18 protein-coding genes and 1 pseudogene are annotated in these 15,540 nt (G+C 51.5%); 7 read left to right on the top strand and 12 right to left on the bottom strand.

Annotation, left to right across the window (positions count from 1 at the left end; genetic code table 11):
- Nucleotides 1-279: 279 nt before the first annotated feature.
- Entirely contained in the window at nucleotides 280-1,182 is a 903-nt protein-coding gene (thrB, locus tag ACOQPU_RS08390; RefSeq protein WP_420644675.1) for a homoserine kinase, read from the bottom strand.
- A 168-nt stretch (nucleotides 1,183-1,350) separates the two neighbouring features.
- On the opposite strand from thrB, the gene ACOQPU_RS08385 reads away from it, so the two are divergent.
- A complete protein-coding gene (locus tag ACOQPU_RS08385; protein ID WP_420644674.1) occupies nucleotides 1,351-2,598 on the top strand; it encodes a class I SAM-dependent rRNA methyltransferase in 1,248 nt (415 codons plus the stop codon).
- A 139-nt stretch (nucleotides 2,599-2,737) separates the two neighbouring features.
- Here the strand turns inward: ACOQPU_RS08385 and ACOQPU_RS08380 are convergent, their stop codons facing one another.
- Complete coding sequence (locus tag ACOQPU_RS08380) at nucleotides 2,738-3,349, bottom strand: DUF4256 domain-containing protein (RefSeq protein WP_420644673.1); 612 nt, start codon at nucleotides 3,347-3,349, stop codon at nucleotides 2,738-2,740.
- A gap of 45 nt (nucleotides 3,350-3,394) precedes the next feature.
- Nucleotides 3,395-3,910: a MarR family winged helix-turn-helix transcriptional regulator gene (locus tag ACOQPU_RS08375; protein WP_420644672.1), complete on the bottom strand. Its 516-nt coding sequence runs from the start codon at nucleotides 3,908-3,910 to the stop codon at nucleotides 3,395-3,397.
- A gap of 50 nt (nucleotides 3,911-3,960) precedes the next feature.
- Between ACOQPU_RS08375 and ACOQPU_RS08370 the strand changes: the two genes are divergently transcribed.
- Entirely contained in the window at nucleotides 3,961-4,293 is a 333-nt protein-coding gene (locus tag ACOQPU_RS08370; protein ID WP_420644671.1) for a VOC family protein, read from the top strand.
- A gap of 215 nt (nucleotides 4,294-4,508) precedes the next feature.
- Here the strand turns inward: ACOQPU_RS08370 and ACOQPU_RS08365 are convergent, their stop codons facing one another.
- The 8 genes from ACOQPU_RS08365 to ACOQPU_RS08330 all read right to left on the bottom strand — a co-directional run bounded on the left by ACOQPU_RS08365 (nucleotide 4,509) and on the right by ACOQPU_RS08330 (nucleotide 7,747).
- On the bottom strand, nucleotides 4,509-4,979 hold the full coding sequence (locus ACOQPU_RS08365) for a GNAT family N-acetyltransferase (protein WP_420644670.1): 471 nt from the start codon (nucleotides 4,977-4,979) through the stop codon (nucleotides 4,509-4,511).
- A 94-nt stretch (nucleotides 4,980-5,073) separates the two neighbouring features.
- Nucleotides 5,074-5,517: an SRPBCC family protein gene (locus ACOQPU_RS08360; protein WP_420644669.1), complete on the bottom strand. Its 444-nt coding sequence runs from the start codon at nucleotides 5,515-5,517 to the stop codon at nucleotides 5,074-5,076.
- A 137-nt stretch (nucleotides 5,518-5,654) separates the two neighbouring features.
- Entirely contained in the window at nucleotides 5,655-5,942 is a 288-nt protein-coding gene (locus tag ACOQPU_RS08355) for a HigA family addiction module antitoxin (RefSeq protein WP_420644668.1), read from the bottom strand.
- Nucleotides 5,943-5,956: 14 nt separating this feature from the next.
- The gene (locus tag ACOQPU_RS08350; RefSeq protein ID WP_420644667.1) at nucleotides 5,957-6,247 is read right to left on the bottom strand and encodes a type II toxin-antitoxin system RelE/ParE family toxin; all 291 of its coding nucleotides are present in this window, start codon (nucleotides 6,245-6,247) and stop codon (nucleotides 5,957-5,959) included.
- Between the two features lie 18 nt (nucleotides 6,248-6,265).
- The gene (locus ACOQPU_RS08345; protein ID WP_420644666.1) at nucleotides 6,266-6,388 is read right to left on the bottom strand and encodes a hypothetical protein; all 123 of its coding nucleotides are present in this window, start codon (nucleotides 6,386-6,388) and stop codon (nucleotides 6,266-6,268) included.
- A 10-nt stretch (nucleotides 6,389-6,398) separates the two neighbouring features.
- Nucleotides 6,399-6,656 carry a hypothetical protein gene (locus ACOQPU_RS08340; RefSeq protein WP_420644665.1) on the bottom strand — a complete coding sequence of 86 codons (258 nt, stop codon included), beginning with the start codon at nucleotides 6,654-6,656 and terminating at the stop codon, nucleotides 6,399-6,401.
- Between the two features lie 3 nt (nucleotides 6,657-6,659).
- Entirely contained in the window at nucleotides 6,660-7,013 is a 354-nt protein-coding gene (locus tag ACOQPU_RS08335; protein WP_420644664.1) for a hypothetical protein, read from the bottom strand.
- Nucleotides 6,995-7,747 carry a TerB family tellurite resistance protein gene (locus ACOQPU_RS08330; protein WP_420644663.1) on the bottom strand — a complete coding sequence of 251 codons (753 nt, stop codon included), beginning with the start codon at nucleotides 7,745-7,747 and terminating at the stop codon, nucleotides 6,995-6,997. The genes ACOQPU_RS08335 and ACOQPU_RS08330 overlap by 19 nt, the downstream gene beginning before the upstream one ends.
- Before the next feature lie 178 nt (nucleotides 7,748-7,925).
- Here ACOQPU_RS08330 and ACOQPU_RS08325 point away from each other — a divergent pair, with 178 nt between their 5' ends.
- The 5 genes and pseudogenes from ACOQPU_RS08325 to ACOQPU_RS08305 form a co-directional block, all read left to right on the top strand.
- On the top strand, nucleotides 7,926-8,957 hold the full coding sequence (locus tag ACOQPU_RS08325; protein WP_420644662.1) for a molybdopterin-dependent oxidoreductase: 1,032 nt from the start codon (nucleotides 7,926-7,928) through the stop codon (nucleotides 8,955-8,957).
- 110 nt (nucleotides 8,958-9,067) lie between these two features.
- Nucleotides 9,068-11,581, top strand: coding sequence for a lamin tail domain-containing protein (locus ACOQPU_RS08320; protein WP_420644661.1), 2,514 nt, complete (start codon nucleotides 9,068-9,070; stop codon nucleotides 11,579-11,581).
- 205 nt (nucleotides 11,582-11,786) lie between these two features.
- Nucleotides 11,787-12,959: a response regulator gene (locus ACOQPU_RS08315; protein ID WP_420644660.1), complete on the top strand. Its 1,173-nt coding sequence runs from the start codon at nucleotides 11,787-11,789 to the stop codon at nucleotides 12,957-12,959.
- A gap of 128 nt (nucleotides 12,960-13,087) precedes the next feature.
- The gene (gene nei, locus ACOQPU_RS08310) at nucleotides 13,088-13,909 is read left to right on the top strand and encodes an endonuclease VIII (RefSeq protein WP_420644659.1); all 822 of its coding nucleotides are present in this window, start codon (nucleotides 13,088-13,090) and stop codon (nucleotides 13,907-13,909) included.
- Nucleotides 13,910-14,050: 141 nt separating this feature from the next.
- Nucleotides 14,051-14,599, top strand: a pseudogene (locus ACOQPU_RS08305) (DsbA family oxidoreductase); the annotation flags it as partial.
- A gap of 11 nt (nucleotides 14,600-14,610) precedes the next feature.
- Here the strand turns inward: ACOQPU_RS08305 and ACOQPU_RS08300 are convergent.
- Nucleotides 14,611-15,450 (bottom strand): LLM class flavin-dependent oxidoreductase, encoded by an 840-nt coding sequence (locus tag ACOQPU_RS08300; protein WP_420644658.1) that lies wholly within the window; start codon nucleotides 15,448-15,450, stop codon nucleotides 14,611-14,613.
- Between the last annotated feature and the right edge of the window lie 90 nt (nucleotides 15,451-15,540).

Genomic DNA, 15,540 nt, shown 5'->3' with positions numbered 1-15,540 from the left:
CAAACCATTCTTACCACAAAAACCGAACCAAAGGTGTGGGAGATGGTTCAGTTTTGTCATCGGCAAAAAGGTTTTGAGTTTGGCAAGCTGTTGTTTTGGCCAATCGTGATTCCGATCTAATTCAAAATTCTATTTGGCTTTTGCATAAGCCAGCGAGTGCTTATCTTGCATTACTAACGAATTGCGTTGAACAGTTTTGAAATCTCTTCAGATTTTGTGTGAATTGGTTGCTATGTCAACAACTATTTAGTTTATCAAATAGTGTGCTGGCTGGCGAGTTTAATGTAGTTGGGTTCCTGTGGTGTCGATGGGCAAAATCCAGCTTCGGCTGGCGAGACCATTTTGTTGGAAAACGGCCGTTACTGCGGCCACAATTTCTTCATGATCATCGCGGGCAAAGGCAATAAGACTGGGACCCGCACCACTGAGTGCTACGCCGGACGCTCCGGCAGCAGCAGCAGCGGTAAAGGCGTCGGCCATGCCCGGGATGAGCGGCAGACGGTATGGCTGATGCAGCTTATCTTGCATGGCCAGGGTGAGCGTGGGGTAATCGGCCGTTTCCAGGGCGCGGATTAGCAAGGGCAGGCGGCTGGCGTTGAAAATGGCGTCCTGACGGCCGATTTTTTCGGGCAGAGCCGCACGGGCATCTTTGGTGAGCAGGTGGAAGTCAGGCATCACGATTGCTACCTGCTGGGCGGCAATGGGTAGTGGCTCGATATGCACCTGATCACCGTGCATGACGCCCAAAACGAGGCCGCCAAGCAGGGCGGGGGCGACGTTGTCTGGGTGGCCTTCTTCGGCCGTGGCCAGGGTGAGTAGTTCTGCCTGGGTGAGCGGCGTGCCCAGCAGGGCGTTGGCCCCTAGCAGCCCGGCGAGTACGGCCGTTGAGCTGCTGCCCAAACCGCTGCCAACAGGAATATTGTTTTCTTGCTGAATGTGTAAGCCAGACGGCCGTTTGCCGAACCGTTCAAACAGGCAGTTAGCCATTTGGAACACCAGGTTGGTTTCGTCGGTTGGCACTTTTTCGGCATCCAGACCGGTGGCTTCGATGGTGAGGCCGGGAGTGGCGACGGTTGTAAATGTAACCCGGTTGTGCAAGGCTAAGGCCAATCCCAGGCAGTCGAAACCGGGGCCAAGATTGGCAGAGGTGGCGGGGATGATGACGGTAACTTGTTCGATCATGAAATTTCTCGGTAAACTCTGTTTGTTTTCGGCATTGACCCACATTTTACGCTAGAATGCGTATGGCTACGAAAAAACAATGCAGAGGCGCAGAGCTACAAAGAAAATCTGCGTTAATGGTTCGGCTTTGCTCACCACAAGCCTGTGAAACCTGCGGTTTAATCAGCAATGAATTTAGAAAGAGAACTGGCCCATTTACCCCGGCCATCGGAAAAGCGGATTGCTGTGCGGGTAAGCCCGGCGGCAGAACGGCGGATTCGCAAAGGGCATCCCTGGTTGTTTGACAAAGCGATTCGGCAGCAGAGCCACGACGGCCGTCCCGGTGATTTGGCCGTTATTTTTGATCGCAAGAAGCGGTTTTTGGCGATTGGGCTGTATGCCCCTGCCTCACCCATTCGGGTGCGGATTTTGGCGCGGGGCAAGCCGACCCAGATTGATGCGGATTGGTTTTTGTATCAGGTGGAAACGGCCGTTGAACAACGGCTGCCACTCTTGCAAACCAACACCACCGGGTACCGGGTGGTGCATGGCGAAAACGACGGTCTGCCGGGGCTGGTCATCGACCGCTACGGAGAAACCCTGGTGCTTAAGCTGTACACCACCGCCTGGGTGCCGCATTTGCGAGATGTGATGGCAGCGGTTAACAAACTTATCCAGCCCAAGCGGATGGTGCTGCGGTTGAGCCGCTTTGTGCAACGCCAAACGGACGCTTTGTACGGCTTGGTTGATGGCCAGATTTGGGGGCGGCCTGTGCGCAACACGGGGGTGCGTTTTTTAGAAAATGGCATCTATTTTGAGGCAGATGTGGTGCACGGGCAGAAAACTGGCTTCTTTTTAGATCAACGTGACAATCGGGCGCGGGTGGAGAAGCTGGCTGCGGGAAAGCGCGTGCTAAATGTGTTTGCTTACACAGGCGGATTTTCGCTCTATGCGGCGCGAGGCGGTGCCAAAGAGGTGGTGAGTTTAGACATTAGCCAGCCCGCTTTGGCCAATGCCATGCGCAACTTTAAGCTGAATCAGGCCAACGAGGCGGTGGCCGCTGCCGAGCATGAACTGCTGGTGGGGGACGCATTTCAGTCGATGAAGCAGCTTATTGGCAACGGCCGTCGTTTTGAGATGGTGATTATTGATCCGCCAGCATTTGCCAAGCGGCAGGATGAGGTGGAACGGGCCTTAACGGCGTACGGCCGTCTCGTCCGCCTTGGCCTCAAACTACTGCAACCCGGTGGCATTCTGGTGATGGCTTCCTGTTCTAGCCGTGTCAAGGCAAACCAATTTTTTGATTTGGTGCATAAGACGGCCGTTGGGGTGGGACGGCCGTTGCAAGAAATCGAGCGCACGGGTCACACTTTAGATCATCTAATTGGCTTTCCAGAAGGTGCCTACCTCAAATGCCTCTTTTCTTATGTCGTTTAGCGCCTGCTTCAGCCGCGCTTCGCGTCTGCTGTAAGCCTTGTTAGGCGGCTAAACTGTGCTCACCATCGCATCTACATCTTTATCGTCAATTGTTTTGTTTTTAATCTCATCCATTGACAGAAGTCTAATACAGCGGATCTTAAACTCTTAACAAGCCGCGAAATCCCCTGCCGCCATAAAAAGATGGCGCACCGTTATGGTATACAAAGACATGTCCAAAACGACGATCAGCAAAGATTGCACCTCCAAGTTTTCTAATATTAGTAGGGGTTTGCAGCCAACTGGAGGTTTTAGTGTCAAATTCGCCCAACGTTTGCAGTTGACGGTACTGCTCCTCATTCAATAATTCAATCCCCATCCTGGCAGCAAGACCAACCGCACTCCCGCCAGGAAAAACACCTTTTTTGTGTCGTTCGGCTAGGGCAGCTTCGTCGTAACAGATGCTTCTGCGCTGGGGGGACTCAGCCGAACAATCCATAAAAATATATTCGGATGATTCCGCATCATATCCAACTACGTCTGGCTCTCCACCAGTCGCCTCCATTGCATTAAGTGACGTCAATTTTTCAGGGTTTCCTTCCAGTTTTGCCGCAATTTTGTTCCATTCCAACCCTTCGTGACGATCCATATTTTGCTCAAAGCGTTCTTGTAATGTGGCGAGCAGATTCTCAATCTCTGGTGGTGAGATGACTAAATTGACCTCCACTTTGGGGATTGGCTTTCCGCCGCCTTTCGATGATTTTTTTGCCATAATTTGTTCCTCTTTGTTATATATCGGGTTAAGCAATATTTATCCCTAGGAGGGAGGGCTGCTTTCTACCCTCTTTGTTTGTTCTATCACGTTGTTCGTAAAGCGTGTCAAAAAATCAGCTATAATTTTAAGCTCTTCGTCTGTGTAACTCGCTATGAGTTCAGCCTGTGATTGCTGAATCCCCTTTACTAGAGGTGCTGCTGTTTTTGCCCATTTCTCACTAATCTCAATTAATACGCTACGCCTATCTTCTGGATTAGGTTTACGCTTGATGAATTGAGATTTTTCCAATCGATCAAGCATTGCAGTCGTTGAACCAGTTGTCAGGCCAGTATAATGCGCGAGTTCTTTCGGAGTTGCTCTACCTTTGATTGCAAGGAAGCTGAGACACTCCGAATCTGTGATATTTAGCCCCAACTTTCTGGCTACAACATTGCGAAACTGTATTGAGCTAATGTTGTTATTTCGGGCAGCTGCAAATACCTGTTTCTCAATATCTCTCTTTAATTCCACATCAAGCCTCTTGACTTTACCTTGATTTTCAAGTAACTTTAATATCAAGATAAGTTGATTATAAACTAATACGACAGTTGTGTCAAAGGAAAATTATAATGGAAAAAAGTATTACTTTGATTGTCTATCCCGTAGCTGATGTGGAGAAAGCAAAGACGTTTTACAATAAGTTTTTAGGAACTGAACCATATACTGACAGCGCGTACTATGTGGGCTATAAAGTTGGCGAATTGGAGGTTGGATTAGACCCAAATTCGAGACTTGGGCCTATTGGCTATGTGGATGTCACAGACATTCAAGTCAGTATCAAAGAAATGGTTGACGTAGGTGCTGAAATCGTACAGAACATCAAAGATGTTGGGTATGGCCTGTTAATAGCGCAGGTGAAAAACACAGATGGCAATGTTGTTGGCCTGAGACAGCACTCTTAAGGGACTATTGGAATTATTGAAATCTGCTTTTGAGTGTGCAATCTACAAAAGTACATGAGTAGTCCGGCGTTCAGTTGCTTAAGCTACGCGCTCGTTTCCCCTGCGCGTCAGCTTTAAGCCTTTGTTAGGGTGGTGTTTACGGTTGCAGAATGGCCTTGAATTACCAAGACTTTTTGCCGTCCGCGCGATTCCGCTAATTTATTTGCCGACGGTCACTAAAGTCCCTTCATCATGGTGATGTTCCGCTCTACGTAGCCCAATTTGCGGTATAGTGCCCTGGCTGGCTCATTATGGCCAAAAACATGCAGATAGACAGTGTCCAATCCATTCTGGCGCATCATCGCTTCCATGGCGTCCATGGCCTGGACGCCGAGCCCCTGGCGGCGAAATTCTGGAAAGACGTGGAAATCGTTCAGCGTGGCAAACTGATTTTCCCCTTGCTCTTGAATTCCCCACCATAGCTGGCCAACTTTTACGCCATCGGCTTCCCGTTCAATCATGTACAGAAATTGGTTAGGGGTAGACAAACCCTCCGGCAAGCGCGATTCAAAAGCATGTTTGGCTAACGCCGGGGCATTTTCCTCTGGCCAGGCACCAGCCTTTACCTGCTCACGGGCATAATCTTCTATTGCCCAAGCAATAAAATGTTGATACTCATCCTCAGACATTGCGACTAATTTGACCATTTTAACCTCCTCAAAAACCTATGCCTAGCGGAACACATTCTCTTTGAGCCTTCCAGCCACGCCGTTCAATTACCCGTATTCTTGTAAGGAATGATTAATTTTCCACAAAACCAATTTCCCACGTGTGATCCGGATTGTGATTACGCAAATCGACGCCAAAGTCAACGGCCGCTTTCAGAGCCAGCAGCACGAAAACCCACCCCGCAATGACTTCGTTGCGATGTTGTTTGGCCACACCTTCATCGGTTAACGTTAAATTGGTGCCACCGTGACCATCGGCTTTTAGGATGAAGGTGGCAATTGATTGGTCAATGTACTGTACGGCGAAAGTGTGCGGGGGTTGTGCTTTTAATATCTTGCCATCCCATGTATATCCGTTTGGGAATTCAAAATGGATGATGCCGTTGGCGGCAACGGCCGTTTCTGCCCAAAAAGCTGCGCGACCCGCATCGGTGGCTAACGCTCGGTACACTTTTTCAATGGGCGATCTCAAATTTAGCCGCCAGCGGATGACGTGCGGATTGTCTTGGAAAGCCATGCATGCTCCTGTTTGGGGTTTGTGAGGAGAACGGCCGTTTCCGCAAAGTGTGTGGAAGGGGAATGTGGAGTGTGGGAACGGCCGTTGCCAAGAACAGACTGATCCGCTTTCCTTATCTACTTCAATCGGCCTTATTATTAGGCAGCATGAACGAGCGGCTGAATTGTGCGATTGGGTCGGTTTGAAGCCAAATCGTAATTTGCCTGAAGATTGAGCCAGAATTGAGGGGTCGTGCCAAAGGCACCAGCTAGTAGCCATGCAGTTTCGGGCGTTACGCCGCGCTTTCCACGAACTAGCTCGTTGATTCGTTGCGTTGGAATCCCCAGATGTTTGGCTAGAGAAACTTGTGTAAGCCCCAGAGGCACTAAGAACTCTTCTTCTAAGACGACACCGGGATGTGTAGGAATGCGATTTTCAGGAATCATTTTGTGGCTGTCCTTTAATGATAATCAACTATCTGTACGTCGTAGGCGTTTCCATCTTCCCACCGAAAAATGATCCGCCACTGTTGATTGATGCGAATACTGTGAAAACCTGCCCAGTTACCAACGAGTGCTTCAAGCCGATTACCTGGTGGAGACCTGAGGTCTATCAAACTATGAGCTGTATTGAGGACATCCAATCGGACTAATGCGCGATGCAAAATATCCTGTGGCAGTTTACGAACTCGTTTGGTGTGGCGACCATGATACAAATCTTCGGTTGCGTCATCGCCAAAAGAAATAATCATAGAGCTGATTATACACTTTCACGGATACCGTGTAAACATGTTTTGTGAGTGGGAACGGCCGTTTCGCGCAAAGTTGGTGGGGGGAATGTGAGGGTGGGGAAACGGCCGTTCCCAAAATAGACTGACCTCTTGGGTTTGCATCGGTTTTCACTCATTGAGGTAGAATTTCTTGTAATTCTTCTTCGGTGAAATGTTCCCTAAGTATTTTAACAATATCCCCATACGCCCGCTCATTTTGTTGGGCAAGGTTTCGCATCAATACTTTAACCATTGCAATATTTTGTTGCGCAGAATACCTTACAATTTCCTGATGAAGCGAACGAATTGCCCCATTCGTGCTAAATAAGATGTTACTAGCCGCAGTCGCCCCCAATATTTTGGCAACTGCTATCAAATTTATCCCATACATTTGCTAAAATTCTTTCAGATAATTGGAAACGTCCTGTGAACTACGAAGATTGGTAGTGAAGGTTTCAAAGAATGTTTTTATCATATCTCGATACATCGCTTTGGTCTCAGCATCACTGTTTTCTGATTTGGATAATTCGGTTAAGCTCTCAACCAATACTTTGAAATTCTCTTTGTTAATATTCAATTCATCGAGCCGGGATTGCAGAACTTTACCAAACAATTGTTCTTTCTTGTTGAGGGTGTAGATTTCTTTGATAGCCTCAACGATTTCGGGTAGATTTTGAACGACTCCTTGTACAATCTCGAGTTTAGCCGATATAGGGTGTAATTCACTGCTTACACTTTTTTTGTCCATGACCATTTTTGTCCTTTTTCTTGTGAGGTTTTCTCATCATCTGAATTCTCTTTATCTCTCCATACGACATCAAAGAGTTTTTTAACACCATAAGCAGTCCCGACTGCGATTGCAGGAACCACAATGACCGCCCCGGCCAACATGCCACTGCCAAGGCCAAGTGCGGCTAAACCTGAGGTAATCCCCGCGGCACTAAGCCCAAAAACCTTACCACTTGCTGCAATGGCTCCTATAGGAACACCGACCCCGGCAAGGTTTGCTGCACCATTTTTTATGACCTGTTTAAATCTTTCAGAATTTGAAGGAATGTCCTTGATTCTTTCAAGCTCCTCCTGGATAGACTTAATGGCATCAATTTGCTCTTGGGTAATCCCCAATACTTCCCCAATACCAAGTATGTATTGATATTCTTCATCGGTGAACTTCGCATCAACTAACGAAAAAAGACACAAGTCTGAGATCAAGGTGTACTTTAATTCTGTATTACCAAGATTTTGAATGGCTTCAAGATTCGCCAGTTTATCTTTGTGTGGAAGGCTGAATACTGAAGAATAAATTTTAGCCTTCTCTACATCCGAAATCTCAAGTTGCGCCAACAAGCTATCCAGTTGATGTTTTTCCTCATCTCCAAATTCTTTATCTGCATAACAGATGGCAGACAAAATACTCAAATAAGCGACTTGTTCATTTTCAGAATATTCTTCCAATGGATGTTTGTGCTGTCCTTCGGACATAATTTTTATTCCTCAACTTGTTGTTTCCGGGTGCTAATATGTTAGCCTGCACAAATACGTGAAGAACCTGCCAGGCTGATTAAAAACGCGCTCGAACAGTATACAAAATATGGTAGCAACTTCAAACAAAAAATGAGGGTCGGGGGTAAGCTACGGCCGTTTCTGCTAAACTATCCCCATGAAAACCCCGTGGGCTAATGTGGTTTTGCTGATTTTGATTGTGGTGCAGGCGCTCAGTGGCTATTTTGGGACGGTAAACGGCCGTATCTCCCGCGCCTGGATTTTGTGGGCACACGGCATTGGGGCATATGCCCTGCTGGTGCTGCTCTACTGGAAAGGGGGCATCGTCCTGGATGCCATCCGCCGCAAAACGGTGTGGACGCGCCGCCGCCTTGCCTTTGCCGGGATGTTTAGTCTTCTGCTCATCGTCATTTTTTCTGGCCTGCTCTGGACGTTTAGCGGGCCGATTTACCTGGGTGGCTTTAGTTTGGTGAGCCTGCACATCTATCTGGCGGTGCCGCTGCTGCTGCTCATGGCCTGGCACGCCTGGCATATGCGCTTCATTTGGCGCGTGCCGGGAGCGGTGGGGCGGCGGCTGTTTATGGGCACGGCCGTTTCCACTTTGCTCGGTTTGCTCATCTGGCGCGCTGCCGATTGGGGGAAAGAGGTCGTTGCTTTGCCCGGTGCAAACCGCCGCTTCACCGGCTCATACGAGAGGGGCAGCTTCACGGGGCGATTCCCGGTGGTGAGCTGGATTAACGACAATCCCCCGCCGATTGATGTGGCAAGCTGGCAGTTGGTGGTGGATGGTGCGGTGAAACGGCCGTACAGCCTAGCTTACGACCAATTACGCGAGTTGACTGATGTGGCAGAAACGGCCGTTGTCGATTGCACCGGTGGCTGGTATTCAGAGCAGGTTTGGCGCGGCGTCTCGCTGGCTCAGCTGCTGGAAATGGCCGAGCTGGATGATACAGCCGCCAGTCTCTCCATTATTTCCGTCACGGGCTATCAACGGCGGTTTACGTTGGAACAAGCCAGTCGCTATTTTCTCGCCTTGGAAGTGGCCGATGCGCCCCTCTCGCATGGACATGGCTTCCCTGTGCGCCTTGTTGCCCCCGACCAGCGTGGCGCCGAGTGGGTGAAGTGGATCACCCACCTGCGCCTCAACCCCACCAGCAAAATTTGGCAGCTGCCGCTACCCCTGCAATAAATAGCCACGGAGTTCGCGGATTTTTTGGATCTTGCCTTATAATCTGCAGGCGCAATTTGCGCCAATCTGCGGATAATCTCGATTCGCACGGTCAGTTTGGAGGGATCAGAATGATACACCGGAACTTTGTTTGGCGATGGCTGCTGTTGGGGGCAACGGCCGTACTCTTTCTCACCACCATTTTTCAACCCACCCACGCCCAAATTGTAAACCCTGGCCTGCTCATCACCGAGGTTTTCTACAATCCGCCCGGTGAAGAGTCTGAACGAGAATGGATTGAGATTGCCAACGTGGGCACGGCCGTTATCGACCTCAGCGACATCAAGGTGGGGGACGAGGAGCAGAGCAGCGGTGGTGAGGGGATGCGTCGTTTTCCTGAAGGCACGCTGCTGGAACCGGAACAGGCGGTAGTGGTGGCTCAAACGGCCGTTGGCTTCCGCTTTCTATACGGCATTAACCCAGACTTTGAACTGACCGATTCCGACCCCAATGTGCCCAACATGCGCAACTATTTGCTCTGGGCGACGGGCGATCTGGCTCTGGCGAATGATGGCGACGAGGTGGTGCTGCTCAACGAGAACAACTTTATCATCGACAGCGTGAATTATGGCGACCAGATGACCTTTTTTGCCCCAGCGGTAACGGCCGTTTTCGAGGGCCAAAGCATTGAACGCAATCCTGCCAACTGCGATACAGACACCGCCACCGACTGGCAGCCGCAGCAAACGCCCACCCCCGGCACAGTCCAGTTCGATGATGCTTGCCGCACGCCGCTTAATCCCGCCGAGCTGGAAGAACTGCCACCCATCGGCACCATTCAGGGTGCGGGCGAGGTGGCCGCCGCCATTAACCAGACCGTCGCCTTTCGCGGCATCGTCACCGGCGTGTACGAAGACCGCAACGCCAGCGGCACTACCTTTTACACCGCCTTTGTGCAAGATATTCCCGGCTTTGAGGATGGTGATCCAATAACTTCTGACGGCATTGCCATCTTTTTGGGGAGGGAACGGCCATTCTTCCAAGTTGGCGATCAAATTCGGGTTTCTGGGCTGGTAACGGAATTTTTCGGCCTTACTGAGCTAGACGATAATAATCTGGACATTCAAGTAGAACTCACCGAGCAGCCACTGCCTGATCCCATCCTGATAGATCCACCAGCCGAGCCCGAGGCGTTGGCTGCTTACTTTGAGCCGCTTGAGGGGGTGCGTGTGCAAATCGCCGATCCGGCGCGGGTGGTGGGGCCAACTTTTAGCAGCTGCGGCTTTGCCGTCGTCTCGCCCAGCGTAGAGACGCCGCGCATTTTTCGCCGCGAGCTGGCTGATCCCATCGGGCAGGTGATCCCGATTTTGTACCAATCTGACCAATTTTGTGACGGCTTCCCGCACGTCAAAACCGGGGATCTGGTCAGCGGTTTGGTGGGGCCGCTCACCTACAACTTCGACCAGTTCAAACTGGTACAGCAGGCGACTGATGAACTGTTAGTGACCAGCATCAACTTGCCGCAGCCGCCCGTCGCGCCGCCCTTGCAGCCTGACCAAATCAGCATTGCCAGCTTCAACATGGAAAATTACTTCGACCTGATTGACGATACAGGCGACGATGCCGAACCAAAGCCATTAGAATTGGAATTACGCCTCAAGCAGCGAAAATTGGCCGCCGCGCTGACGCAAACGCTGGGCTGCCCCACGCTGGTGGCCGTGCAGGAAGTAGAAAAAGGCACCTTGCTGGATGAATTGGCTCTGCTAGCTGCTCCCGATTGTGGATTTACTTATACTGTCACTCATTTAGAGAGTGCCGATGTGCGCGGCATTGATTTGGCTTTGATGAGCCATCCCGATCTGGTGACGATGCAGTCGGCTCAACTGATGCAAACCTGCACCGTGCTGGAAACAGAGGTGTTTGATGCCCAATTGGACTGCCCAGCCGGGCAAGATGCGCTCTTTTCTCGTCCCCCGCTGCTGGTAGAGGTATTGGTGGCGGAACGGCCGTTCACAATCATCATCAACCATTTCAAGTCGAAGCGGGGCGGGGAAGCCGAGACTGCCCCCTGGCGACTGGCGCAGGCTAACCATGTCGCTGGGCTGGTGGCCGACATTTTGGCGGCTGACCCAAATGCCAACGTGATTGTGCTGGGCGATTTTAACGATTATGAACAGTCGCCGCCCATGCGAGCCTTGACAGAAAATAGCAATCTGGAAAACGTGCTGCTGCGCCTGCCAGACGAGACGCGCTACACCTTTGTCTTTGGCGGCGTATCGCAGCTCATCGACGGTATTTTGCTGTCGCCTGCCTTACAAGATGATGTGGCCGATGTCATGATTTTGCACGTCAATGCCGATTATCCTGACGCGCTAGGTGTGGATGTATCGCCAACCGCGCTTCCCTTCAAAACTACCGACCACGATTTGCCGCTGCTCATTTTGCAGCTAGATGATTTGCCCACGCCGGAGCCAGGTTTGGTGGCAACGGCCGTACCCAACCCCGCTCCTTCCCCCACGCCCATCAACATCGAGCCAATTGAGCAGCCGGAAGGGGCTAGCGGCTGGTTGTGGTGGTTAGTGGCTGGTTTGGTGCTGGTTGCTGGGTGTGGCATGGTCGTATTTTTGTTGTGGAAACGGCCGTAGCCCCAATTGTCATGCTGAGCACAGCGAAGCATCCCGACCAACCCACAAAGGCAATATTCCTGACTATAGCAAACCGCCTAGCAATTGCATCCGCTTTGCTGCACTCTGAATGACAGCTGCGACGACGGGAATTTTCACGGTAGGTTCATGCAACTTAGCTTGAAAGCCATTGCTTTTGCTTTTGCCCATCCAGTAGAATCAAGCCATGTCTGCGCCAATGAAGCATATCCTCGTTCTGGAATCAGACCGCACCTTTGCCTTGCGCCTCGTTCATGCCCTCAATCGTATGGGTGAATTCAACATCTCGATGGTGACCTCATTGAAAGATGCCTGCCTGCAACTGGTGCAAAATGACCAGGACTTGGCCTTTGTGCCCGTGGCCGAAGGTGCCAAAATTGTCCGGTCGCTGCGGGCGGTGCAGCCTGACTTGCGCATCATTTTGGTGATGCCTTCTGGCGATGAGGAAATTCCAGTGACATATTCCGGCAACGTCCAGGGGGTGCTGATTAAATCGCTGGTGGACGTGGAGTTGGAAACGCTCGTGGAAAATGTGGCGCGGAGACCAATGGCGCAAACAGGTCAGCTAAATTCGCCTGTAACGCAAGATGCCATGCGCTCGTTAGATATTGCTACACTCATTGCCACTTTGCAAGAAGCGCATTTGGGTCGCCTGCTGCAAACAATTGTTTTTGCACGTGGCAGCAAGCTGCTGGCCTACTGGGGTGAGCTGAACGAAAGCGAGGCGGCCGCGGTGGCTCTCCATGTGGGTGATAGTTGGCATGAAAATGCGTTGCCTTCCCGTTTGCAATTTATTCATCTACCAGCGCGTGCTGGGGATTTGCTGTTATTTTCGCATCAGGTTAGCGATGATTTTTTGGTGACGATTGTGGCCTTGCCAGAAGCTCCGTTGACGGAAGTGCGGCAGCAGGCGCGGCGCATGGCCAAAAAACTAACGGCCGTTGTTGAAGGGCGAGCCTTGGCCCACACCGGGTTGCTGGGGAATGACCTTGGGGTAGGGGTACGGCCGTCTTTTGTCATCGTGTGGCGGCCTATCGAACCATTGCCCAGCCAGCTACACATTCCTTTGCGCCGCGCTATGAGCCGGTTGGCAGTGGCCAATGCTTGCGTGCTAACCCACGTGCAGGTACAGGCAGATTTGGTGCAGCTTGTGGTGACCGTGCCCCCCGGGCGCGATGCCAGTTGGGCCGCCTATCTCTTCAAAAATGGCTCTGAACAAACCATCCACCAAGCCTTTCAGGCAGAAGGCAGCTTGTGGGAAACTGGCTTCTACGCTACCGAATCCGCAGAACCCCTTTCCGAGACCGAACTTAACCTGTTCCTCGATTCTTCCTCTGAACTAACCAATTCTGCCGAGTAGCGGCAATCCTCCCAAAGTTTGGTAAGATCAACTCGAATAATTTTTGCCACAGAGAACACAGAGCTTTTAGAGGTTAATCTCCTTTTCCTCTGTGATCTCTGTGGCAAATAATAATTGGAGTAAACAACATGCCTGAAGGGCCAGAAATCCAGCTAGCGGCTGATGCCGTGGCTGCTGCCATTGCCGGACGACCAACAACGGCCGTTTCCTTTGCCTTTGATGCCCTAAAAAAGTATGAATCGATTTTGACCGGGGTGGCGGTAACGGCCGTACAGGCGCGAGGCAAAGCGATGCTCACTCGGTTTGCCAACGGGTACAACATCTACAGCCACAATCAACTTTATGGCATTTGGATAGTGCGCGATGCCCACGATTATCCTGAAACCAAGCGACAGTTGCGGCTGGCCATCCACAACGAAGAGAAATCGGCATTGCTTTACAGTGCGTCTGACATTGCCGTGCTGCAAGATGGGGAGCTGGACAGCCACCCGTTTTTGAGCAAGCTAGGGCCGGATTTGCTGGATGAATCGGTGACGATTTCACAAGTGGCGGAGCGATTTGTCGCTGACCGCTTTCGGCGGCGGCGGTTAACCTCGCTGCTGCTAGACCAGGGCTTTTTGGCGGGATTGGGCAACTATTTACGCAGCGAGGTGTTGTTTGTGGCGCGGGTCTCCCCCGATTTGCGGCCGATGGATTGTACAGATGAACAAATTGGGGCGTTGGCGGAAGCGGCCGTTTCCCTCACCCGCCAATCCTACCAAACTAAAGGCATTACCAACGATCTGGCGTTGGCTGAGAAGCTGAAAGCGGAGGGGCAACCTTACCGCGACTATCGCTTTTGGGTGTTTAATCGTGACGGCCGTCCTTGCTACAACTGCGGTACGGCCGTTATCAAAGACAGCATCGGCGGCAGACGACTGTACTACTGCCCCACTTGCCAAAAGATATAGTTTGTTGGTGGTTAGTGGCTGGTTGTTGGCAGAATAAGCCACTAGCCACCAGCAACCAATCACTTGCTATTAAGGAAAACCATGACCCAAAATCAAGTAACAATCGATGTTTGGTCAGACTTTGTTTGACCGTTTTGCTTTCTCGTCTCCTCCAGTTTGGAGAAGCTCAAGGAAACGCACAATGTCCAAATTCGCTGGCGTTCGTATGAGCTGCGCCCGGCTGGTTCACCACCCATTTCGCCAGAATACCGTGCTCGCATCGAGGCCAGTCGGCCACAGATGGAACAAATGGCGCGTGAACGGTATGGCCTGGAAATTGACACAGGCCCATTTGGCATCGACAGCCGCCCGGCATTAGTAGGGGCCAAGTTTGCCGAGGCGCAAGGCGTAGGCGAAGCGTTTCATGATGCCGTCTTTCGCGCTTACTGGCAGGATGCCCAAAATATTGAGGATTTAGAGGTGCTAGCTGGGTTAGCAACGGCCGTTGGCCTGGATCGCGATCAATTTTTAGCCGCCCTGGACGATCCGCAATATCAACAAGCGATGCTTGCCGACGTACAGCAAGCGTTCCAATACGGCCTTAGCGGCGTGCCTGCGTTGGTTTACAACAACAAATACCTCGTCAGCGGCGCGCAGCCTTATGAACTGCTCGCCGAAGTCGCTGAGAAAGCCGCCGCCGAAAACCAATAACTGATTACCAATTACTGCACACCGCTCACTGAGGGCGGCCCCTGCTTGATGCGTTCCTCGACAGTTTGCAACCCTTCTGAGGTGCGGGGCACCTCCCAACGTGTTTCCAGCCACCAGGTTGCGCCCGCTTGAGTAAACGGCCGTACCTTCTCCACTGCTTTATCCGGTTTATCTCCCGGCGTTTCCCCTTCCACTACGATGTCAAATGGTCCATTCGGCCTGTTGGCTTGAATGAAGGCTGCCATTTCAGCAACGGCCGTTGGCGTGAGTGGTTGGTGTTGCTTATTGGCATCCAACACGTTGGGGAGTAGGCCATCGTAGCGCAACACGCGGGCCATGCTTTTGGGCCAGTTCCAGGCTCCCACCACCCAGATGGGAATGCGCGGTTCCTGCATTGGGGGCGGGGGCGGGAAGAAGTCAGTTTCTTGCACCTGGTAATGTTTGCCGCTGTAACTAAAAGGCTTTCCGCGCCACAATCCCGTCAGGATGACGAGCCCTTCATCTACCAATTCGGCACGGGTTTTGTGGTCTGTCACTTCACCGAAGTTGGCGAAGCCAGTGTCTACCGCGCCTAGACCCACGCCCAGAATAACGCGCCCGCCAGAGAGGTTGTCTAGCGTGGCGGTTTCGCTGGCCAGCTTCCAGGGACGCATTCGGGAGAGCGGGGTGATCATCGTACCCAGGCGGATACGTTCAGTCACCATCGCCGCTGCCGTCAGGCTAACCCAGGCGTCGATGCCCCAGACCGGCTCCCAAACAAAGATGGCGTCCCAGTTGGCAGATTCGGCCGTTTTTGCCAAATTGGCCACAGTGCGGGCATCTCCGCTAGGAATGACAAAGCCATATTTCATGATTTTCTCCTCAATTTCGCTAACAACGTACGGTTGTCATCTGGAAATCTACGCTGCGTAACATAAGTTACCAAGTTTATCATTGATTCT

Origin of the sequence: Candidatus Leptofilum sp. (assembly GCF_965223285.1) — a bacterium.
Lineage (GTDB): Bacteria > Chloroflexota > Anaerolineae > Promineifilales > Promineifilaceae > Leptofilum.
This window is presented reverse-complemented; position numbering and strand designations above follow the sequence as displayed.